The 20,189-nt window shown below is 37.1% G+C and carries 19 protein-coding genes; 13 read left to right on the top strand and 6 right to left on the bottom strand.

The window, feature by feature from the left end:
• Positions 1-208: 208 nt before the first annotated feature.
• Positions 209-1,738, bottom strand: coding sequence for an alkyl hydroperoxide reductase subunit F (ahpF, locus tag BMY57_RS04605; protein ID WP_091772849.1), 1,530 nt, complete (start codon positions 1,736-1,738; stop codon positions 209-211).
• Between the two features lie 15 nt (positions 1,739-1,753).
• Positions 1,754-2,317 (bottom strand): alkyl hydroperoxide reductase subunit C, encoded by a 564-nt coding sequence (ahpC, locus tag BMY57_RS04600; protein ID WP_091772848.1) that lies wholly within the window; start codon positions 2,315-2,317, stop codon positions 1,754-1,756.
• A 505-nt stretch (positions 2,318-2,822) separates the two neighbouring features.
• On the opposite strand from ahpC, the gene BMY57_RS04595 reads away from it, so the two are divergent.
• The 5 genes from BMY57_RS04595 to BMY57_RS04575 all read left to right on the top strand — a co-directional run bounded on the left by BMY57_RS04595 (position 2,823) and on the right by BMY57_RS04575 (position 8,613).
• The gene (locus BMY57_RS04595) at positions 2,823-4,367 is read left to right on the top strand and encodes a malate:quinone oxidoreductase (RefSeq protein ID WP_091772847.1); all 1,545 of its coding nucleotides are present in this window, start codon (positions 2,823-2,825) and stop codon (positions 4,365-4,367) included.
• A 166-nt stretch (positions 4,368-4,533) separates the two neighbouring features.
• On the top strand, positions 4,534-6,192 hold the full coding sequence (locus BMY57_RS04590) for an ABC1 kinase family protein (protein WP_256205245.1): 1,659 nt from the start codon (positions 4,534-4,536) through the stop codon (positions 6,190-6,192).
• A gap of 71 nt (positions 6,193-6,263) precedes the next feature.
• Positions 6,264-6,551 carry a hypothetical protein gene (locus BMY57_RS04585; RefSeq protein WP_091772846.1) on the top strand — a complete coding sequence of 96 codons (288 nt, stop codon included), beginning with the start codon at positions 6,264-6,266 and terminating at the stop codon, positions 6,549-6,551.
• Positions 6,552-6,846: 295 nt separating this feature from the next.
• Complete coding sequence (locus BMY57_RS04580; protein ID WP_091772845.1) at positions 6,847-8,019, top strand: ParM/StbA family protein; 1,173 nt, start codon at positions 6,847-6,849, stop codon at positions 8,017-8,019.
• A gap of 9 nt (positions 8,020-8,028) precedes the next feature.
• Positions 8,029-8,613, top strand: coding sequence for a hypothetical protein (locus tag BMY57_RS04575; RefSeq protein WP_091772844.1), 585 nt, complete (start codon positions 8,029-8,031; stop codon positions 8,611-8,613).
• A gap of 41 nt (positions 8,614-8,654) precedes the next feature.
• Here the strand turns inward: BMY57_RS04575 and BMY57_RS04570 are convergent, their stop codons facing one another.
• Positions 8,655-9,836 carry a PLL family lectin gene (locus BMY57_RS04570; protein ID WP_256205244.1) on the bottom strand — a complete coding sequence of 394 codons (1,182 nt, stop codon included), beginning with the start codon at positions 9,834-9,836 and terminating at the stop codon, positions 8,655-8,657.
• 222 nt (positions 9,837-10,058) lie between these two features.
• On the opposite strand from BMY57_RS04570, the gene BMY57_RS04565 reads away from it, so the two are divergent.
• The 3 genes from BMY57_RS04565 (at position 10,059) to BMY57_RS04555 (ending at position 12,314) form a co-directional block, all read left to right on the top strand.
• Positions 10,059-10,418 carry a PadR family transcriptional regulator gene (locus tag BMY57_RS04565; RefSeq protein WP_091772843.1) on the top strand — a complete coding sequence of 120 codons (360 nt, stop codon included), beginning with the start codon at positions 10,059-10,061 and terminating at the stop codon, positions 10,416-10,418.
• The gene (locus BMY57_RS04560; RefSeq protein ID WP_256205243.1) at positions 10,399-11,412 is read left to right on the top strand and encodes an HAAS signaling domain-containing protein; all 1,014 of its coding nucleotides are present in this window, start codon (positions 10,399-10,401) and stop codon (positions 11,410-11,412) included. Before BMY57_RS04565 ends, BMY57_RS04560 begins: the two co-directional genes overlap by 20 nt.
• Positions 11,413-11,600: 188 nt before the next feature.
• Positions 11,601-12,314: a YybI family spore inner coat protein gene (locus tag BMY57_RS04555; protein ID WP_091772842.1), complete on the top strand. Its 714-nt coding sequence runs from the start codon at positions 11,601-11,603 to the stop codon at positions 12,312-12,314.
• A gap of 33 nt (positions 12,315-12,347) precedes the next feature.
• Here the strand turns inward: BMY57_RS04555 and BMY57_RS04550 are convergent, their stop codons facing one another.
• Together BMY57_RS04550 and BMY57_RS04545 are read right to left on the bottom strand one after the other, a co-directional pair.
• The gene (locus tag BMY57_RS04550; protein ID WP_091772841.1) at positions 12,348-12,530 is read right to left on the bottom strand and encodes an H-type small acid-soluble spore protein; all 183 of its coding nucleotides are present in this window, start codon (positions 12,528-12,530) and stop codon (positions 12,348-12,350) included.
• A 77-nt stretch (positions 12,531-12,607) separates the two neighbouring features.
• On the bottom strand, positions 12,608-13,408 hold the full coding sequence (locus tag BMY57_RS04545; protein ID WP_091772840.1) for a metal-dependent hydrolase: 801 nt from the start codon (positions 13,406-13,408) through the stop codon (positions 12,608-12,610).
• Between the two features lie 171 nt (positions 13,409-13,579).
• On the opposite strand from BMY57_RS04545, the gene ltaE reads away from it, so the two are divergent.
• Positions 13,580-14,617 carry a low-specificity L-threonine aldolase gene (gene ltaE / locus BMY57_RS04540; RefSeq protein ID WP_091772839.1) on the top strand — a complete coding sequence of 346 codons (1,038 nt, stop codon included), beginning with the start codon at positions 13,580-13,582 and terminating at the stop codon, positions 14,615-14,617.
• 2 nt (positions 14,618-14,619) lie between these two features.
• Here ltaE and BMY57_RS04535 read toward each other — a convergent pair whose 3' ends face one another.
• Complete coding sequence (locus BMY57_RS04535) at positions 14,620-15,444, bottom strand: FtsZ/tubulin family protein (protein WP_091772838.1); 825 nt, start codon at positions 15,442-15,444, stop codon at positions 14,620-14,622.
• A 360-nt stretch (positions 15,445-15,804) separates the two neighbouring features.
• On the opposite strand from BMY57_RS04535, the gene BMY57_RS04530 reads away from it, so the two are divergent.
• The 4 genes from BMY57_RS04530 (at position 15,805) to scpC (ending at position 19,987) form a co-directional block, all read left to right on the top strand.
• The gene (locus BMY57_RS04530; RefSeq protein ID WP_256205242.1) at positions 15,805-16,704 is read left to right on the top strand and encodes an ABC transporter permease subunit; all 900 of its coding nucleotides are present in this window, start codon (positions 15,805-15,807) and stop codon (positions 16,702-16,704) included.
• Positions 16,701-17,609, top strand: a complete 909-nt coding sequence (locus BMY57_RS04525; RefSeq protein WP_091772836.1) for an ABC transporter permease subunit — start codon at positions 16,701-16,703, stop codon at positions 17,607-17,609. The genes BMY57_RS04530 and BMY57_RS04525 overlap by 4 nt, the downstream gene beginning before the upstream one ends.
• Before the next feature lie 102 nt (positions 17,610-17,711).
• Positions 17,712-18,347 carry a LytTR family DNA-binding domain-containing protein gene (locus BMY57_RS04520; RefSeq protein WP_091772857.1) on the top strand — a complete coding sequence of 212 codons (636 nt, stop codon included), beginning with the start codon at positions 17,712-17,714 and terminating at the stop codon, positions 18,345-18,347.
• Positions 18,348-18,475: 128 nt separating this feature from the next.
• Complete coding sequence (gene scpC / locus BMY57_RS04515) at positions 18,476-19,987, top strand: succinyl-CoA:acetate CoA-transferase ScpC (protein WP_091772835.1); 1,512 nt, start codon at positions 18,476-18,478, stop codon at positions 19,985-19,987.
• Positions 19,988-20,189 lie beyond the last annotated feature (202 nt).

Raw genomic sequence — 20,189 nt, 5'->3', positions numbered from 1 at the left:
GAAGCGAGCCAGGCGAGACCCCACAGAACGTAACGTTAGTGGAGTTCGAGGAGGCTCGCGGATCGCCCGTGGAAAGGGAAGGCCTAACCTGGAAGTTACTCTTAAAGACTTATAGTGAATTATCAGAAAATAACCTTTACCCCAACAAATATTATAGAGCCAGAAAAAATCACTATCCTTAATAGAATAGTGATTTTAAAAACGTATATTAGTTTCTTATGAGATGGTCAAATGCGGCTAATGCTGCCGTTGCACCGGATCCCATGGAAACAATAATCTGGTTATAAGCACTGTCAGTACAATCGCCTGCAGCAAAGACTCCAGGAATTGTCGTAGCACTGTTTTTATCAACAACAATTTCACCGATTTTATTACGCTCAAGCTGATCGCCTAACCAATCTGTATTTGGAACAAGTCCAATTTGGACAAATACACCGGCTAGTTCGATATGCTTTTCGTCACCTGATTCACGGTCAACATAAGTAAGACCATTGACATTGTCCGTACCAGTGATTTCTTTGGTTTGAGCATTTGTTAAAACAGTGACGTTAGGCAGGCTGTATAAGCGTTTTTGTAATACTTCGTCCGCTTTTAAATCTGAATTATATTCAAGAACCGTTACATGATTAACAATACCTGCAAGGTCAATGGCTGCCTCAATACCTGAGTTACCGCCACCAATAACTGCAACGTCTTTTCCTTCGAATAATGGACCATCACAGTGAGGACAATAAGCCACACCTTTATTTTTGAATTCAGCTTCACCAGGAACATTAATCGTACGCCAACGAGCACCTGTAGAAATGATGACTGTTTTACTCTTAAGTACAGCACCATTTTCAAGTTCAAGCTCGAAAAGGTCTTTCTTTTCTAATCCCTTAGCGCGTTGTAGATTCATAATATCAATGTCATAGTCTTTAACATGTTCTTCAAGAGCAGCTGCTAATTTAGGTCCTTCAGTGTTTTTTACACTGATGAAGTTTTCAATACTTAGTGTATCGAGTACTTGACCACCTAAGCGTTCAGCTACCATACCTGTGCGGATACCTTTACGAGAAGCATAGATTGCCGCACTTGCACCAGCTGGACCTCCACCTACGACAAGAACGTCGTATGGGTCTTTTCCTGAAAGTTCGTCCGCACTTAGGCTTTTACCTAATTTAGCAAGGATCTCTTCAAGTGAAATACGACCGTTACTAAATGATTCACCATTTAGATGAACCGCTGGCACAGCCATAATATCTTTAGATTCAACCTCTTCTTTGTACGCAGCGCCATCAATCATCGTATGTGTAATATTTGGGTTTAGTACACTCATGATATTGAGCGCTTGTACAACATCCGGACAGTTATGACATGAGAGACTTACATAAGTTTCAAAGTGATACTCGCCATCTATTTCTTTAATTTGGTCGATGATATTTTGTTCAACCTTTGGAGGTCGACCACTAACTTGAAGTAATGCTAAAACAAGTGAAGTAAATTCATGACCTAATGGGACACCCGCAAACGTGATTCCTGAGTCTTCTCCGACACGGTTAACACTGAAGCTAGGTGTTCTTTCTAATTCAGTTTTTTCTATAGAAATTTTAGATGACATGGTAGCTAGTTCATCAACTAGAGCTAGTGTCTCTTCTGAAGTTTTGTCAGAACCGGTGCTAACTTTAAGTACGATATCGTCTTCAAGTAGTTGAAGGTACTGACTTAATTGGGACTTAATTTCTGCATCAAGTGCCATGTATAATCGCTCTCCTTAAAGTTTACCTACAAGGTCAAGGTTTGGCTTAAGTGTTTCTTCGCCTTCTTCCCATTTAGCTGGGCAAACTTCACCTGGGTTGTTACGCACGTATTGTGCTGCTTTGATTTTGTTGATTAGCGTGCTTGCATCACGACCAATACCTTCTGCGTTAATTTCTACAGCTTGAATTACACCGTCAGGGTCGATGATGAAAGTACCACGATCAGCTTGACCTAAATCTTCAATATAAACATCAAAGTTACGTGAAAGAATGTGTGCAGGGTCACCAATCATAGCGTAAGTAATTTTACCAATCTTTTCTGATGTATCATGCCATGCTTTATGTGTAAAATGAGAGTCTCTTGAAACAGAGTATACTTCAACGCCTAGCTCTTGAAGTTTAGGATATTGTTCTTGAAGGTCTTCAAGCTCAGTTGGACACACGAAAGTAAAGTCTGCTGGGTAGAAGCAAACAACAGTCCACTGCCCTTTAAAATCTTGATCTGTTACCTCGATAAACTCACCATTTTTGTAGGCTTGTGCTTTAAATGGTTCTACTTCTTTTCCGATTAAAGACATAACTGAAACTCCTCCTGTTTTATATATTTTTTTCCTATTATAGATAGTGTAACCAATCGTTACATTTCTATAATAATTATCATGAAACACTAGTTATTATTATAGGTTTGTCGCTTTTTGTCAACTGATATCATAGAGTGCTTGAACTCTAATAAAATAGCTGATTAAAGATATATAAAATAAGGGACACGAGTCATTGAATCGCGCCCCTTATTTTTTCATTTTAATAGGGAAATGTAAGTCCATTTTAATGTGAACTCATAATATTAATCATAAAATAGTTCAAACCTATAATTGATATTGATTGGAATGAAAGACCCATGATGCTACTTTTAAATACTGGCTATCTATTATATAATAGTAAATGAATAGTATGATTTATAAATTATAGTATTACTTTAATATAAGTTTAAAAGATGAGGTACGGTAGGTTGTTATGTCCTTTTTTAGTGGTCCAATGAACGTATACATCTTTTAACAAAACTGGAATATAGGGAAGGTTATTATGAGCAGTGGACAAATGAAATCAGACGTTATTTTAATCGGGGCTGGAATCATGAGTGCGACGTTAGGGTCGTTGCTTAAGGAACTAGCACCTGACTGGAAAATTACGGTATTTGAGAGATTAGCCAACACAGGTGAGGAAAGTTCTAATGAGTGGAACAATGCGGGAACAGGGCACGCTGCATTATGTGAGTTAAACTATACGAATGAAAAACCTGATGGCACGATTGATATCAATAAAGCAATCAAGGTTAATGAACAGTTCCAGGTCTCTAAACAATTTTGGTCATATCTAGTGAACAGAAAAATGTTAGATAACCCTCAAGAGTTCATTATGCCATTACCTCATATGAGTTTAGTAAGAGGTGCCGAAAATGTAACGTTTTTAAAGAAACGTTATGAAGCTATGACTAGTAATCCTTTGTTTGAGGGAATGGAGTTTTCTGATAATCCGGATCAATTAAAAGAGTGGATCCCGCTTATTATGAATAATAGAACGATAGACGAGCCTATTGCGGCTACGAAAATTGATTCAGGAACGGATGTTAATTTTGGTGCTTTAACACGTAAAATGTTCGATCATTTAAAAGATCAAAACGTTCAATTAAACTACCAGCATGATGTTGAAAATTTAAATCGATTAAGTGATGGTTCGTGGGAAGTTAAAGTTAAAGATTTAAATACGGGTGAGGTTAAGCTTCATCATGCGAAATTCGTCTTTATAGGTGCAGGAGGAGGAAGCCTTCATTTATTACAAAAGTCTGGTATTCCTGAAAGTAAAGGAATTGGTGGATTCCCTGTAAGTGGGTTGTTTATGGTTTGTAATAATCCACGAGTCATTAATCAGCATCAAGCAAAAGTTTACGGAAAAGCTCCAGTGGGGGCGCCACCGATGTCGGTCCCTCATCTTGACACAAGATATATCGACAATAAACGGACGTTGCTTTTTGGACCATTTGCTGGATTCTCTCCTAAGTTTTTAAAAGAAGGTTCTATGTTAGATCTATTAACTTCGGTCAAAATGAATAATGTTCTTACGATGTTATCAGCCGGTGTTAAAGAAATGAAATTAACGAAGTACTTAATCCAACAAGTCATGTTATCGAAAGAAAAACGTATGGAAGCTTTACGCGAGTTTATTCCGAATGCGAAAAGCGAGGATTGGGATTTAGTCGTAGCTGGACAGCGAGTGCAAGTTATTAAAGATACAGACGAAGGTGGAAAAGGCACATTACAATTCGGTACAGAAGTGGTATGTGGTGCTGACGGATCGATTGCTGCTTTACTTGGAGCTTCTCCAGGAGCATCGACAGCTGTGAATGTTATGTTAGAAGTCATCGAGAATTGTTTCCCTGAATACGTAGAAGAGTGGGAGCCAAAAATTAAAGAAATGATTCCTTCTTATGGAGTATCACTTATGGAGAACCCGGATTTACTTCGAGAAGTCCATGCCACCACAGCAGAAGTACTTGATCTAAATGTCCAAGAACCTGAAAAGCAAGCTGATGTTGAAGTCGAATATGAAGAGCAACCAGTTCATAATTAATCACTAGTTTATATCAAGAACCTTTAATCTCATCGTGGATTAAAGGTTCTTTTTGTTTTCGACTAGTCATAAAGGGTAAACTTACCCAAAATAAGGAAGAATCTTAATAAAGGATAGGCTCCATGTCCAATATAGCTCGAGGAGGGTTATTATTTTTAGAAAGCATATGCGTCATATTAAAAGATATCGTGAAATTGCGATGGCTTTTTCTCGAAATGGGCTGGGTTTTATCGTTAAAGAGCTTGGCTTAGATCAAATTTTTTCACTTCCTCGACGTTTATATGTTAGGCGAAATCAGTATTATTCAAAATCACTAGGTCAGAGAATCCGATCTTTTTTAGAAGAGTTGGGTCCGACGTTTATTAAAATAGGGCAAATGGCTAGTGCTCGGCCTGATTTAATACCTGAAGACATTATAGAAGAGTTATCCTTACTACAGGACGAGATCACCCCTTTTTCATTTGACGAAGTAAAGAGAATAGTTGAAGAAGAGCTTGGTGTTCCTATAGAGGAAGCATTTGATAGGTTTGAGGCATCACCTGTAGGAGTAGCTTCTATAGGACAGGTGCATGAAGCGGTGTTAAAGTCTGGCGAGCGTGTAGCTGTCAAAGTCCAACGTCCGCAAGTAGATCAGCAGATACATACGGACTTAGAAATCCTTCGTGAAATAGCTGTACGTGCGGAAAAACGATTTGATTGGGCTGAAAGACATCAAGTAACTAATGTGGTAGAGGAATTTTCAAAAGCTATTAAAGATGAATTAAACTATGTAACAGAAGGTAGAAACGCGGATTTAATGGCAAAACAATTCAGTGATGATTCAACTATTAAGATTCCGACCATCTACTGGGATTACACATCTAAAAAAGTGTTAACGATGGAATTTATAGATGGTATTAAAATTAATCACATTGATCAGTTGCTAGAACGTCACTTTGATTTAAAGTGGTTGGCCGATCGAATCGTTAACACAATATTTTATCAAGTTTTTAAAGACGGTTACTTTCATGCTGATCCTCATGTAGGGAATATTTTTGTATCTGAACACGGACTTGTTTGGATCGATTTCGGTTTAGTTGGCCGTTTATCCTCTGAAATGAAAACTCATTTAGCATCTTTAGTGGTGGCTATGGTTAATCAAGATTCGGATGATATGATTAAAACCATTATGAAAATGGGAGTTGCACCAGATGACGTCGATCTTCATGAATTAAGAGAAGACATCGATCAGTTTATGATCAAGTATTATGATGTCCCTGTTAGTGAAATGAGCCTAGGTCAGACTATAACAGATTTATTTACGATTGCTTATCATCACCGAATTACGATTCCTTCTGACTTAACACTAGTTGGGAAAACTATCCTTACTTTAGAAGGAGTGATAGAACAATTAGATCCTAATTTCAATATGATTGATGCTGCTGAACCATTTGGTCGTAAGTTGATTAGAGAGAAATATAACCCTAAACGGATTGCTAAAAATGTTTTTGAGCAAATAGATGAATATGGTGATATATTAGAAGACATGCCTGAGGTCATTAATGAAATAAGATCCTTAGCTAAAAAGAGAAAGGTTCCTATTGAAATCTCTATACCTGAAGCAGATCGATTCTTTTCTAAACTAGATACGGTCAGTAACCGCTTATCGTTTAGTATTGTTTTATTATCGTTTAGCATTATTATGGTTGGACTTATTATTGGTTCTGCTCTTGGAAGACAGACTTCGTTATTATGGAACATTCCAGCTATTGAGATTGGTTTTATGATTGCGATGTTAATGGTCGCATGGCTGATTTATTCTATTTTTCGTTCAGGTCGATTTTGAGAGCAAATGGTTTAATATGCAATTATGAAAACCTCTTATCTTGTTAAAGCTAATAGATAAGAGGTGATGTTATGGATTTAAATGAGAGAGTAGAACATCAAAGTTTGCCTGTTTCCTTCAAAGAATTGAACGAAGAGTCTAAACATACGATATTCGACTCGTTAATAGGTAAGCGTATCGCCATAACAAGTATGAAGAACCACCAACCAGTTATAATAGAAGGGGTTTTAGAAAACAAAGGATTATATCTTGGAGAAGTGGCTTATGACTTACGAGTAAATAATGATCTCAGACCTATAAAAGTGAATATGCTATATGACATTCATGAGATTACGATTTTAGATGATATGGTTCATTAAAATGAAAACGGGTAATATCCGTTGTCTTTTTTTATTACAATGTTTACAAGTTTGCAATGAGTTTACGTTTGAAAACAAAATCGTTTTCATGTAAACAAAACAGTATACATGTTGTTATATTAGTTTGTTTACTTATTTGTAAACAATGAATACAATTCCGTATACACAAAACCTTCCATTTCGCTAGATTTACAGTTTCATTTCGTTTTGTTAAAGCTCATTGTCGTCGTCCTTTAACTCCCATATCCTTTGTAAGTAAGAGATTTTACATATTATAAAAAAAGGATGATGATGAATGAGTCAATCGAGAGTTGCAGCTGTAGATGTTGGTAATGATTCAGTCAAAGCAATTTTTGGAGAAATGGAAAATGAATTAAACATTCCAAATATCATTGCAAGAGATATTGAAGATCGTCCGGTTATCGGCATTGAAGATTTAGATCAAAAGAATCCTTTAGAAGGAATTCATATTAAAGTTCATTCACCGGCATTAAAAGAAAATAATGTCATTTATCGTGTTGGTCATTTAGCAACAAAAAGTAGTAATTCAACAGAATTAGACCCAGGAAGCAGCAAATCACAAGAGGATCAGACTTTGGTTATGTTATTTGCGTCACTCGCTCTAGACGCCGTTCAAGCAAATGGTTTCTCGAAAACCCAAGGTACTGTAGATGCTAACTATACGTTAGGTACAGGCTTACCTCTTCGTGAAGTAAAGGAAGGAAATGATGCAGGTTATCGTTCCAAATTAATGGGTTCGGTTCACCAAGTTGAGTTTTTAGTAACGCCTAAGTATCAAGGGCTTAAAGTTAATTTGAAGTTTGATGAGGTTAAGGTTTATCCAGAAGGTTTTGCAGCGTTCATCAATTTAGTGATGGACCAAAACCTAAAAATTACAAACAAAGATTTAATTGATAAACATATTTTGATTCAAGATATTGGTGGCCTATCGACTGATATTGCGGTCATTAAAAATCGCACGGTAGATGATGATAAAGCACAAGGATACAATTTGGGTGTGTCAGAGTCATTAGAAAATATAAGAGAAGAAATCTTTTCAAAGCATGGCGTTGAGTTAGATAGCCGTCGCGATGTCGTTGAAATCATAACTCGTAACAATGACCGTAATCATATAATGGTTAAAGGAAGTCGGACAAGTGTTCATGATATTACAGATCGAATTTTACTTGAGCTAGCGAAGAAACAATATCGTCTATTACGTAATACCTGGCAAAAGAACTCACAGACGGAGATTTGTTACTTTGTCGGTGGGGGTTCTAATGTCTTAAAAGAGTATATCAAAACGCTAAACAATAATCTTGATGGGTATAATATTGAATTCTTTGAAGATGAGAAAGAGAGCATTTGGATGATGGCGAATGCTTATTATAAATTGGTGGCAGATTTTGTGAAAAAGAATGAACAACAGAAAGAGTCCGATAAGAAAAAACCGGTAAAGAATAAATAAGGTGATGTCATGAGGAAGTCTCAAACAGAAATAAAACGTGGACAAGCGATCTCATTTCGGATTCCATCGGATACGCCTGACCATCTTTTAAAAGAGTTACAACATTTAAAAGAAACGGAGAGGCGGAACTTTTCTAGTAAAATTGCTGAGTTTGTTTTAGAAGGGGTTAATCAAAATCATTCGAAGGAACGAGAGACCATCACCATTCCATTACCAAACAAATTGAGTAAAGCTCAACGTAACTGGATTAAACACGAACATTCAGAGGCGTTATTAGGAAGTATCATCTACCATCTATTAAATGACCCGGTCCGCGCTACATCATTACTGGCTTCATTAAATAGTCGATCAACGGATATTGATGAGGCTCTTTACCTTCAAGAGGTAGATGAAGGTGATATTCATGAGGGAGAAACAGAAGTTGCTGCGGATGTTGAAACCAATACAAGTTCAGATGCAGATCTTGAAGAGTTTAACTGGGAAGATATGATGAAGCAGCGACATGCTGAGGAAGAAAAGACGGATCAAGAAGAACCAGAGGAAACCGACTTAGATGAGCTGCTTGGTGACTTTCTAAATAAAATGAATAAGTAAAGAAAGAGGCTGTATCAAATGTATTGATACAGCCTCTTTGCTTATTGTTGATACCAGATGTGATTAAGGTTTTGTCCTTGACCTCGAGCAAAGACATCGATTCGATCAGGTCCCCAAGAAACAGCAGCAGGGTGGGATGTAAGGTTGCCACCAAGGTCCTGCCAGTCTTCCCAGCGAGATCCATTCCATGTTTTCTTGTATAAACGATTATCGGTTCCTCTGACAAAGACATCAATTTGATTGTTGCGACGAGATGAGGCAGTTGGGGCACCGGCAAGCCTCCCGCCAAGGCTTTCCCAATCACTCCAACGATTGCCATCCCACCATTTATGAATTAAATCTTGGTTTTGCCCTCTTGCAAATACGTCAATTCGATTTGGTCCCCATGAAATGGAAGCTGGATGAGAGGTAATGTTACCACCAAGGTCTTGCCAATCTTCCCATCGTGTGCCGTTCCATGTTCTTTTATAAAGGCGGTTATTGGTCCCTCTAACAAAGACGTCTAACTGATTTGGCCGTTGAGAGGAAACAGTTGGTGCACTCGTTAATGTACCTCCGAGGTTTTCCCAATCACTCCAACGACTACCGTCCCACCACTTGTGATAAAGACTTTGGTCAGTTCCTCTGACGAAGACATCGATTCGATTAGGTCCCCATGACACAGACCCAGGTGGGGAGGTTAAAACACCTCCGAGGCTTTCCCAATCACTCCAACGGTTACCATCCCACCATTTGTGAATTAAATCTTGGTTTTGTCCTCGTGCAAATACATCTAGTCGATTAGCTTGCCAAGAAGACACACTAGGGGCTGAAGTTAAATTTCCCCCTAAGTTTTCCCAATTGGACCAACCTGCAGTAGGTTCTTCATCATCGCCTCTAATAATATCTAATGTAATTTGTACAACAGTCGTTAAGACACGATCAACTAAACTTTGAGGAACATTGAACGCTCCAAAATATTGGTTAATCCACGGTGTGCGACGTGTAAATTGAATATAGATTTGTCTTGCTGACTGATCAGTATCTGCTTGATTGATCGTAAAGCTTACAAGTAAATAAAAAATATAATCAATAAATCGTCTATTGACCCCAGCTCTAGTCAATTGGGCATATAAGTTATTATGTTGTGATCGAAGCACCTGCATAATTTGTTGTACGGTTGGTTGTTGCCGAATACTGTACTCGTGAGTCGGGACATGTTGTGATTCATCATATTGAAACATAGTCATACCTCCACTTTTTAATTAGTGTATGCATCTAGAAGGTGATTGGGGATAAAGGTAGCGTATTTGGCCAGCCCTATATTTACTATGGTTTAGTTCGTTTTTCTCCGATCTTATTTTTGATTAAAAATACAGTAAAATAAAAATAGTTTATAAAAAACAATAATATTCACTTTACAATAGTGTGCGTCATACAGTATAATAAATTCAGGAGTTGAGGATATGAGTAAAATAAATGAACATGTTGACAAATTGTTACAGGAACTTAGGCGAGGAACCATTACGATTGGGGCTTTAAGTCAACTTTATGAACCTCAGTATGGTTACTCACTTGTCACAACATTAAAAGAAAAAGGGGTTCAGGTTGAACCGGGAACATTGTATCCACTGTTAAGAAGATTAGAAAAGCAGGGACTTTTAGAAAGCCAATGGGATACATCTGAGGCAAGACCGAGAAAATATTACTTATTAAGTCAAACGGGAAAAGAAGTCTTAGATTTACTACGTGTAGAATGGCAAAACATTGCTAGGAGTATGAATGTTTTAATGGAGGAGGAAACAAATGAAGATGGAGATGATTGATCGATACGTTTATGGGGTGACGAAAAGATTACCAGAAGAACAGCGAGCAGATATCGGAGATGAAGTTCGTGGATTAATAGAAGATATGTTGGATGAGCGTGTTCAAGGTAGGGATGTTACGGAAGAAGATGTGAGAGAAGTGTTGTTGGAGCTTGGTCATCCTAGGAGCTTGGCACGTAAATATCAAGGTAACAAAAAATATATAATAGGTCCGGAACTGTATGATTTCTACGTACTGATAGCGAAAATAGCTTTGATTTCGACTGTTGTAGGGTTAACAGCAATTTTCCTGATAAAAGTTATATTAAGCCCAATTAATATAATAGATGATTTTGTAGATTATATTGTGTCATTTATTACGACAATTCCAATGGTTATTGGTTGGGTCACAATTGGCTTTGTTTTAGCTGAATATTTTGATGAAAATAAATTTGCTCAAATTAAGTTAGACAATAATTGGGATCCGTCCAATCTAACGCCGATCCCTGATCCAAAACGCCAAATTAAACGATGTGAACCCATTACATCGATTGTTATTTATGTATTCGTTATTGTGATGTTAGTATTTTCTAATGAATATTTTGGGATTTGGATTTTTCAACAAGGAGAATTCTCGGGTATTGTTCCGTTTTTAAATGAAGCAGAATACAGTTCATTCTTAATATTAATTTTAATCGTTTGTGGATTTGGTATCTTAAAAGAATGTCTGAAACTTTTCTACGAAAGGTGGACGTATTCGCTAGTTACATTTACGGCCATTGTAAATTTGGTTTCCATCACGATTTTCTTTTACTTGTTAAATGAGAATCGCTTCTGGAACCCGGACTTCATGAATGAACTTGTACAAAATGGTATTGTAACGAACGGTAGTGATAATTACCAAGTAATAAAAATTATCTGGGAGCAAATGACACTTTGGGGATTGGTCATTCTAGTGCTAGGTTTGATCTGGGATGTTGTCACTGGGTTTATTAAGGTTCGTAAAGCTAGATAAAAATACTATTGGTCATGATAACATGGCCAATAGTATTTTTTTGATTAAAACTGAACCGAACCGTTGTGACTTGAAGTATGTTGTGTTTTATTTCTAAAACCTCCCTTTTATTCATTTTTAAGTATTTGGGTAGCATGTTTGGCTATCGTCCATAAGATATAGTGAAGGTGATTGAAAGGGAGGATGTTATGAACTTTATTAGACAACAACCACAAGTAGTAGCCTCTAAGCAAGGAGATGTGACAGGAGATGGCGTTATAGACGGTGTCTTTTTAACTGGAGTCATGACTTCAGATAGTCCATTTGTACAGGAAATTACATTAGTCGTACAGGATGGGGTCACTGGACGTTTTAGTATAACTCCATTAAGTGAAAATATGGGTTACGATCCAAGTTTGTTTTTAGGAGATATGACGGGTGATGGTGTGGATGATATTTTAATCAGTATCGCATCAGGTGGGAGTGGAGGTATCATGTATGAATATGTTTACTCTTACTTGAACCATCATGAACGTTTGTTGTTTGATGGAGATACCTATAATGAGCAATTCCAATATGACGTAACATATCAAGATAATTATAAGGTATTGGTAGTTAGTAAAAATAATCAACAGCAATATTTAATAGATATATCAATTAGTCGTGATCAAGAATATTTAAATGAAATTTATAACTCTAACGGTCAGCTTAAAAGTCCGATTAGTGGGTGGGTTAATCCATTAAGTGGTTTATATCCAGTTGATTTTGATTCAAATGGTGTGTATGAATTACTAGCTTATCAACGAATCGCGGGAAGGTATAATGCAGACTCATTAGGGTATGTTCTCAATACGTTGAGTTGGAATGGGGATCGCTTTGTATTAAACAATCAAAATGTCGCCATCTTTGGAACTGACACATAATAAAATACCCAGTTGTCTAACTGGGTATTGGCTCTATACTTCTTTTAATTCCGTTACATCCACTTCAAATTTCTCTCCATCACCACGTTTTAAGTAATGCACTGTAGCTTTTTGACGTTCATCATCGACATCATCGATATAGACATACTCTCCATTGTATAAAACATCTTTCGTGTTGGGATCTTGTCTAATTTCTTTAGCACGCATTAAGTTCATCTAAATCCCTCCAGAAAAAGTGAGTTTGTAGTATGACTATTACCGTTTTATTTTCTATTAAAACATCTAAAGAGCTATTACTTATTTGGAGTTTTGCTTCTAGTAAATGATTTTTCTTCTCCATAGCCTAGAATCACAACGTCTGTATGAGGGTAGTGACTTAACGATTCCTCTAATTTATGATCTTTCGCTATCATGTTTTCGACAACTGGGAACTGATTAATGAGCGAGCTTAAGATTTCTGGAGAAGTAGCAGTTTCTTCTGAAGGGAAGGTATGGCTAGGGATGACGTATTTGACATTTAATAGATTCTTAATCGCATAGGCTGCTTCTTTAGGTCCCATAGTGAAGTGTCCGGAAGATGATAGAATTGCGATATCAGGTTCATAAACTTCCTGTATTAGTTTCATATCAGACATCAATGCTGTGTCCCCCGAGTGATATAGGGTGTAATCATTCTTAAAATCAAAAACATAACCTGCTGATTCACCAGCGTAAACGGGGGTGCTTTGAGTTTCTTTATAGGATGATGTATGTAGTGCTTGAACCATCGTAACCGACACATCATCAAACGAAACAGATCCACCAAAATTAATTGGGAGAACATTTTTAAGTCCTTGTTGCAATAGAATTAAAGCCAACTCATACTGAGCAATAATCGTAACCTCAGGGTGATGCTCTACAAATTTGGAGAGTCCACTTGTATGGTCAAAATGTCCATGGGTTAAAAAGATTGCATCAATGGATTGATAAAACTCTTCTGAATCTAGTAGAGAGGGAAAACCAGGGTTCATGTCGACAAACGGGTCGATTAAATAGTTCTTGCCTTCCTCACTAGATAACTGATACATCGCGTGCCCAAGTCTTAATATTTTCATTGAACGAACGCCTCCTCTAATTTATTAGTAAAGTCTATTCCAAGCATTTACAAATATGAGTCTTGAATCCTATTAGGAGTTCTAATGACCTAATCTTTTACTTATAAGTTATTAAAATTTAAAAACGGTCAGGAATATAATAGAATAAGACAAAAGGTGGGAGGGGATCCAATGATTGATTTAAGAAGTGATACTGTAACAAAACCGACTGAAGCTATGCGTCAGGCTGCTTATAATGCAGAGGTAGGGGATGATGTTTATGGGGAGGATTCAACTGTTAATCGTTTGGAGGAATTAGCGGCTGAAAAATTAGGAAAAGAAGCGGCTCTCTTTGTTACGAGTGGGACTCAAGGAAATCAAATTGCCGTCCTAACGCATTGTCAACCGGCTGATGAAGTCATTATGGAAGCGAATGCCCATGTCTTCGTCTATGAAGGAGCTGCTATGTCAGCTTTAGCAGGGATACAACCGAGGACAATAAATGGGGTAAGGGGAGCGATGAATCCGAAAGAAGTTGAAGCAGCGATCCGTCCTGAAGATATTCATTTTCCTGAAACGGGGCTAATCTGTCTTGAAAATACACATAACAAAGCAGGAGGGACTGTCATACCTCTTGACAATATGGCAGCGATTAAAGATGTAGCAAGTCAGCATAACATTCCTGTACACTTAGATGGTGCTCGTCTCTTTAATGCCGCAGTTGCTTCTGGTATTCCAGTACATAAATTTGCAGAGCAGACGGACACGGTTCAGTTTTGTTTATCTAAAGGATTAGGAGCTCCAGTTGGTTCTATGTTAGCAGGGCCAAAGGAGTTTATTGATCGAGCAAGAAAATGGCGTAAGCGTTTAGGTGGCGGTTTGCGACAAGTTGGAATGGTAGCGGCTCCAGCAATTGTTGCTTTAAATGAAATGGTCGACCGTTTAGGAGACGACCACGAAAATGCGAAAAGATTGGCTGATGGTCTAGCTAATATAGATGGCATTAATATTGAAGAAGAAGTGGAAACGAATATTATATTAGTGAATGTTGAAGAGCTAGGCTTAACGAGTGAAGAATTTATTCAAAAATTGAAACAAGAAGGTATTTTATCAGGCTCTTATGGCACCCATTCTGTTCGTTTAGTCACGAATTATGGTGTTACTAAAGAGGATATTGATACCGTATTACATAAAGTTAATCAAATTGCCCATAAAAAATTGACCTATTAAGGTCAATTTTTTATGAGATTTAGTCTTCTTTTACCTTTTTCAATGCTACGCTTACACTTGGTAATGATCTCATGGTATTTAGATAGTTTATAATCGTCTGGGATAGAGATAGGGTCATTAAGCCCGTTCACAATTAATGTAATTCTAAATCGTTCTCCTGGTTCATTGATGAAATAAGAGCCAATCTTAAATAGGTCTGCCTTTGAAAATAAATCGTGTAATCTTAGATTAATTTGGCGAAATGACTCCATATTGACGTCTCTTGTGTAGCCAATATTAATCAGAAGCTGTTCACCATCTGTAAAATCCTCTGGTAAATAAGGTTTTGAAATTAAATATTTTAATGGTGTATCAAATGATTCCCCTTCTACCGTGTGAGAGAATAATGGGCCTTTATAGTTACGAATAAAATTCTCAAGGTCATGATAATCGATGTTCATCTCACCAGTCTCATTGACGAGTTGTTTTAATGACACCATCGTTTCTTCCTCGATTTCGTTAAACGTTGATTGAGCCTCTCGAATGGTCGTTTCTTGATCAATTAACTCCATTAGATGATCGCTTTGGAAATAAATGACGGCATCGCACAAATCTTTCATATTAAAATACTGTTGAACCGCTGTTTGCCATCTTTTTTTACCCTCAAATCGAAAAGGAAAGCGAAATAATCCTATTAAAATATTCTCCTGTTCTTTTAGATCACGAAGCTGTTCTATTAAACTGTTCGTTTCACTTGAATTCCCTCCGATGAAACGATAGAAGTACAGACCTTCGTGATCTGGCTTGTCCTTCTCTTCAATGGGATAAATAGTTACAGGTTTCTCCATGATCTCTACTCCTATCTAACAGTTTTCATCATTATAACGGCTATTGGATAAGAAATATGTCAAATAGAGTGATATAGCTATTACTAGTTTTGTTGAACGGTGTCAAATCAGGACGTAATACCATTAACGTTGTATGATAGATTTATATATGAGTCGTTAAAATGGGAGGAAACACAATGAAATAAAGGAATGACTGAACGGGATAATATAATCGATGGCTTATAATGATCAGAAAAAACACTACAGTTGTTTTAGCCTCATCTATGGGTATTTCAACCTACAGACCAATTGACATAAAAAAGCTTATCTGACATAATTTATTTAAATTTTCTAAAAATTAAATAAATAGTGGTGATGAAATTGGCCTGGCAGTTCATAAAGCAGATCTTGATTTTTAGTTTAATCGTGTGTTCTTTTGTTCTTTTGCTTCTTTTACCTCGAGAGATGGAAGTGACTCCTTTTGCCCCATTACAATATGAAGCTAACTTTCCATTTACTTTAGAATTGTATAAGGAAACCATTGATGATTTCGTGACTCACATAAAAGAGGAGAGGGGCTTCGGGGAGACGAGTTCAGGTAATAACTTGTTAAGCGAAGTGGAACGCTTTTTTAATCGAAGCTTAAAAGTCATCTTACCAGCCTTTTTATTAAGTATGATCGTGGGAACATTTTTAGGAACTGTACAGGTATATTTTCGAGCACATAAACGAGGAAAAATCATGTCGTTTATTTCATGGGTTTTTGCCTCAATTCCAGACTTCTTTTTATTCATTGCGATTCAATACATGTTAATTATCTTCATGAGACATGGGCTGCCTCAATTTAGTTTATTTGGTCATAATGAATGGTATAGTTTTATCATTCCGTTGATATCTGTCATGATTTATCCGGTTATACATATGGCGAAATTCACAGTCGTCTCAATGGAAAACGAGATGGGGCAAGACTATGTTAGAACGGTTTTCTCCAAAGGTCTAACGAAGTTCGATGCGATGAAACATATGATATGGAATTGTTTTTCACCTATTATGAATCAATCTCAGATGGTGATGCTATATATTCTATCAAGTCTTCCAATTATCGAAAGAATCTCCAGTTATAACGGGGCAGGATATCAGCTATTGGTTGCGATATTAGGAAACGAGGATGTTAGAGCACTATCCTTTATGTTGCCTTTTCTGTTCCTTATGTTCTTAGTTGTGCTGGTGACCCAATTTTTACGATATTGGTTAGTGCCTAAGGAAGTGGTGGGGAAATGAAGTATATAAGACGAAATGCGGTCCTCATTTTTGGCATGTTCCTGCTAGTTATTTTACTGTTCATCACATTTGTAGGCCCTTATTTACCTGGAATTGATCAAGAATTAGAAGAAACTCAATACATATGGTCAGAGGAACGTATTCCGATACCTCCTCCGTATGAACCTAATCCAGAGTATTTATTAGGGTCGGATCACAGCGGGCGAGATTTGATGAGTTTAATTGTCATTGGGGCAAAGGAGACTTTATTAATTGTTTTGTTTATTACCTTGGTTCGTTATTTAGTGGCCATTCCTTTGTCTTATTTAGCTCATAAAGAATGGCTAGGTATTCATTTGTTTTTAAAATGGATTAATGGGTTTTTATCATATGTTCCGACGATTATCATGGTCATCCTACTTGCCATGCTACCACCATTTTTGTTCAACGAGAATCGAATATATATTATGATTTTAATAATCGCATTAGTGGAAGTGGGAAGAGCTGCAGAATCGATTAAACTAGATTTAGATGATACGGCTTCAAAAGAATATATATTAAGTGGTATTGTTGCCGGGGCTAGCCCATTTAGGATCTTTAGACATTATTTATTGCCGTTTGTTTATGGGAAGTTAATCGTTTATATTGTATCAGATGTAGGAAAAGTCATGTTTTTAGTAGGACAGTTAGCTTTTATTGGTGTCTTTATTTCTCAGGAAATCATACAAATCGATTTTGGACAATTTCAAATTAGAAATACGTCTATATCGTGGCCAATGCTTCTTGCAGATGCTCACCGAGATATCAGAATAGCGATCTGGATTCCATTTTGGACAGCCTTTGCGATGACGTTTACCATTTTTACGTTTAATGTCTTAGCCCAAGGATTTCAAAATCTATTTAAAAAGAAAAACACTTATATTTAAGAACTCCGTTAATTCGGAGTTCTTTTATTATGATGATTCTTAATATAAGATAGGAGAATAGAAATAGTACAGATTCTAGGTGGTTCCATTATGAAGTTAAATATGAGTGCTGAAACATTAATCGATTTAATAAGTGAATTGTTCTCTGATGAGACATCTATTGCCCTTTCAGATACGGAGAAGTATGTTTATTATCGACCGAGTAAGCGTATTAACCTAAAGATCAAACCGGGTGACCCAGTCGTTGAGGGAACCATTGCTTATAAGGCATTAAATTCCAAACAAAAGGTATCAGAATACATAGATCGTGACATATTTGGTGTGCCTTACTATGGGATGGCAGTTCCTTATGAGGTGGAAGGGGAAGTAGCGGGCTGTGTAACGGCCATATTTCCAACCTTAACGAATGCGATGTCTGTTATCACCATTAAGAGTGAAGACCGTTGGATGCCAACTCCTTTTTCTGACATTGTGTATATTGAAGCGAAAAACCGTCAAACTTATGTCATTGGTGAACATACAACCGGAACACATAAATATACGTTGAATGAGTTTGATTTCTTCTTACCTAGAGACAGGTTCATTCGATGTCATCGATCATTTATTATCAACATTAATCATATTAAAGAAATTTACCCTGATACTCATTCAACTTTTGTGCTCAAAATGACAGATGGCTCATCTGTTCCAGTGAGTCAAACTCATTCAAGTTATTTTAGAAAGTTATTAGGCTTTTAAAGATTCTGTTTCATACGTAAATATGCTGGTTCATCTTAAAATAGAGTAATTGTGTCTATTAAGACGTTACTCCGCCTTTAAGTAGGTTAAAATTTCATTATAGTCAGAAAAAGAAAGGCGGAGTACCAATGGAACAAGCATATTCACGTATTGAACATCAAGGGTTGAAAGATCGTGTTGTTTCAGCAGAAGTTGCTGCGTCTTGGATTCAAGATGGTATGACATTAGGATTAAGCGGTTTTACTCGTGCAGGTGATGTGAAAGCCCTTCCACACGCCTTGGTTGAACGTGCTAAAAATGAAGTGACTTTTAAAGTAGATGTATTTACAGGGGCTTCGTTAGGCTCTGATATTGATAAAATTTTCGCTGAGGCAGGTATTTTAAGAAAGCGCTTACCATTTCAGGCGGATCCCACGATGCGTAAGAAGATGAATGAAGGTGAATTTCTTTTTGTAGATCAGCATTTATCTCATACGTCTGAAATGTTAAGAGCAAATACGCTAGAACAGATTGATGTGGCAGTGATTGAAGCTGTTGGAATTACAGAAGATGGCATGATTATTCCAACCACGTCTGTAGGTAATTCACTTATTTTTGCTGAAAATGCAAAAGAAATTATTGTTGAAATCAACCAAGCTCAAACGGAATCATTAAAAGGCGTGCATGATTTATATTCTCCAGGCAAGCAAGGAGAGCGTCAGCCCATTCCTCTAACAAAACCAGAGGATTCTATAGGCACTAAAGGAATTCCGGTGAATCCAGATAAAATCAAGGGAATTATTTTTACGAACCAACCAGATTCCCCATCTAATATCGTCCCACCTGATGCAGAGACGAAAATGATGGCTAATCATTTAATTGATTTTCTTAAAAATGAAGTTAAAAAGGGAAGACTGTCAAAAAGTTTGGCTCCACTTCAATCAGGAATCGGCTCTGTCGCAAATGCTGTGTTTCACGGGTTATTAGAGTCTGATTTTGAGGATTTAAAAGTGTATTCTGAAGTTTTACAGGATGCTGTGTTTGATTTAATCGATGCTGGAAAGGTAAGCTTTGCTTCTGGCTGTTCGATTACGTTATCAGAAGATAAGATGAATGAGGTTTTTGGACATTTTGATCGCTATAAAGATCAATTAGTCTTAAGGCCACAAGAGATTTCTAACCACCCTGAAATCATTAGACGATTGGGGTTAATATCGATTAATACAGCATTAGAAATGGACATTTATGGTAATGTAAACTCCACTCACGTGCGAGGAACGAACATGATGAATGGTATTGGCGGGTCAGGAGATTTTGCTCGAAATGCCCGATTAGCTATATTTGTAACAAAGTCAATTGCGAAGGATGGGAAAATCTCTAGCATTGTCCCATTTGTATCTCACGTTGACCACACCGAACACGATGTCGATATTCTTGTCACCGAACAGGGGTATGCAGATTTACGTGGCTTGGCACCGAGACAGCGTGTAGAGCTTATTATTAAGCACTGTGCCCATCCAATGTATCGAGAGGCTTTAATGGATTATTATCAATCGGCATTGGAAAAAGGAGGCCACACGCCTCATGACCTTGAAAAAGCTTTCTCTTGGCACAGCCAATATGAAAAAGAAGGCACGATGCAGCCATTAGTAACAGTTTAATGACACTGATTTAAAATGAGTCTGGGACAAAGGTAAATTGGTCAATAAAATTCGAATGAAAATGTAGCTACTATAAAGAAGGCGAACCTTGGATGTTTAATACAGTCTAAGGTTCGTCTTCTTTTATATAATCATTATTTTTGTCTCAGCCTCATTTTTTATTGTCAAAATCAGTCGGTTACTGTGGAATTAAGAAAGAACA

The organism is Piscibacillus halophilus (genome assembly GCF_900110685.1).
In the GTDB taxonomy this organism is placed as follows: domain Bacteria; phylum Bacillota; class Bacilli; order Bacillales; family Alkalibacillaceae; genus Piscibacillus; species Piscibacillus halophilus.
The sequence above is the reverse complement of the archived record's forward strand: the minus strand, read 5'-3'. Positions and strand labels throughout refer to the sequence as shown.

Bases quoted from the DNA above. Each gene is read 5' to 3' on its own strand.
- ahpF (WP_091772849.1), bottom strand. From the start codon at position 1,738: ATGGCACTTGATGCAGAAATTAAGTCCCAATTAAGTCAGTACCTTCAA.
- ahpC (WP_091772848.1), bottom strand. From the start codon at position 2,317: ATGTCTTTAATCGGAAAAGAAGTAGAACCATTTAAAGCACAAGCCTAC.
- BMY57_RS04595 (WP_091772847.1), top strand. From the start codon at position 2,823: ATGAGCAGTGGACAAATGAAATCAGACGTTATTTTAATCGGGGCTGGA.
- BMY57_RS04590 (WP_256205245.1), top strand. From the start codon at position 4,534: ATGCGTCATATTAAAAGATATCGTGAAATTGCGATGGCTTTTTCTCGA.
- BMY57_RS04585 (WP_091772846.1), top strand. From the start codon at position 6,264: ATGGATTTAAATGAGAGAGTAGAACATCAAAGTTTGCCTGTTTCCTTC.
- BMY57_RS04580 (WP_091772845.1), top strand. From the start codon at position 6,847: ATGAGTCAATCGAGAGTTGCAGCTGTAGATGTTGGTAATGATTCAGTC.
- BMY57_RS04575 (WP_091772844.1), top strand. From the start codon at position 8,029: ATGAGGAAGTCTCAAACAGAAATAAAACGTGGACAAGCGATCTCATTT.
- BMY57_RS04570 (WP_256205244.1), bottom strand. From the start codon at position 9,836: ATGTTTCAATATGATGAATCACAACATGTCCCGACTCACGAGTACAGT.
- BMY57_RS04565 (WP_091772843.1), top strand. From the start codon at position 10,059: ATGAGTAAAATAAATGAACATGTTGACAAATTGTTACAGGAACTTAGG.
- BMY57_RS04560 (WP_256205243.1), top strand. From the start codon at position 10,399: ATGAAGATGGAGATGATTGATCGATACGTTTATGGGGTGACGAAAAGA.
- BMY57_RS04555 (WP_091772842.1), top strand. From the start codon at position 11,601: ATGAACTTTATTAGACAACAACCACAAGTAGTAGCCTCTAAGCAAGGA.
- BMY57_RS04550 (WP_091772841.1), bottom strand. From the start codon at position 12,530: ATGAACTTAATGCGTGCTAAAGAAATTAGACAAGATCCCAACACGAAA.
- BMY57_RS04545 (WP_091772840.1), bottom strand. From the start codon at position 13,408: ATGAAAATATTAAGACTTGGGCACGCGATGTATCAGTTATCTAGTGAG.
- ltaE (WP_091772839.1), top strand. From the start codon at position 13,580: ATGATTGATTTAAGAAGTGATACTGTAACAAAACCGACTGAAGCTATG.
- BMY57_RS04535 (WP_091772838.1), bottom strand. From the start codon at position 15,444: ATGGAGAAACCTGTAACTATTTATCCCATTGAAGAGAAGGACAAGCCA.
- BMY57_RS04525 (WP_091772836.1), top strand. From the start codon at position 16,701: ATGAAGTATATAAGACGAAATGCGGTCCTCATTTTTGGCATGTTCCTG.
- BMY57_RS04520 (WP_091772857.1), top strand. From the start codon at position 17,712: ATGAGTGCTGAAACATTAATCGATTTAATAAGTGAATTGTTCTCTGAT.
- scpC (WP_091772835.1), top strand. From the start codon at position 18,476: ATGGAACAAGCATATTCACGTATTGAACATCAAGGGTTGAAAGATCGT.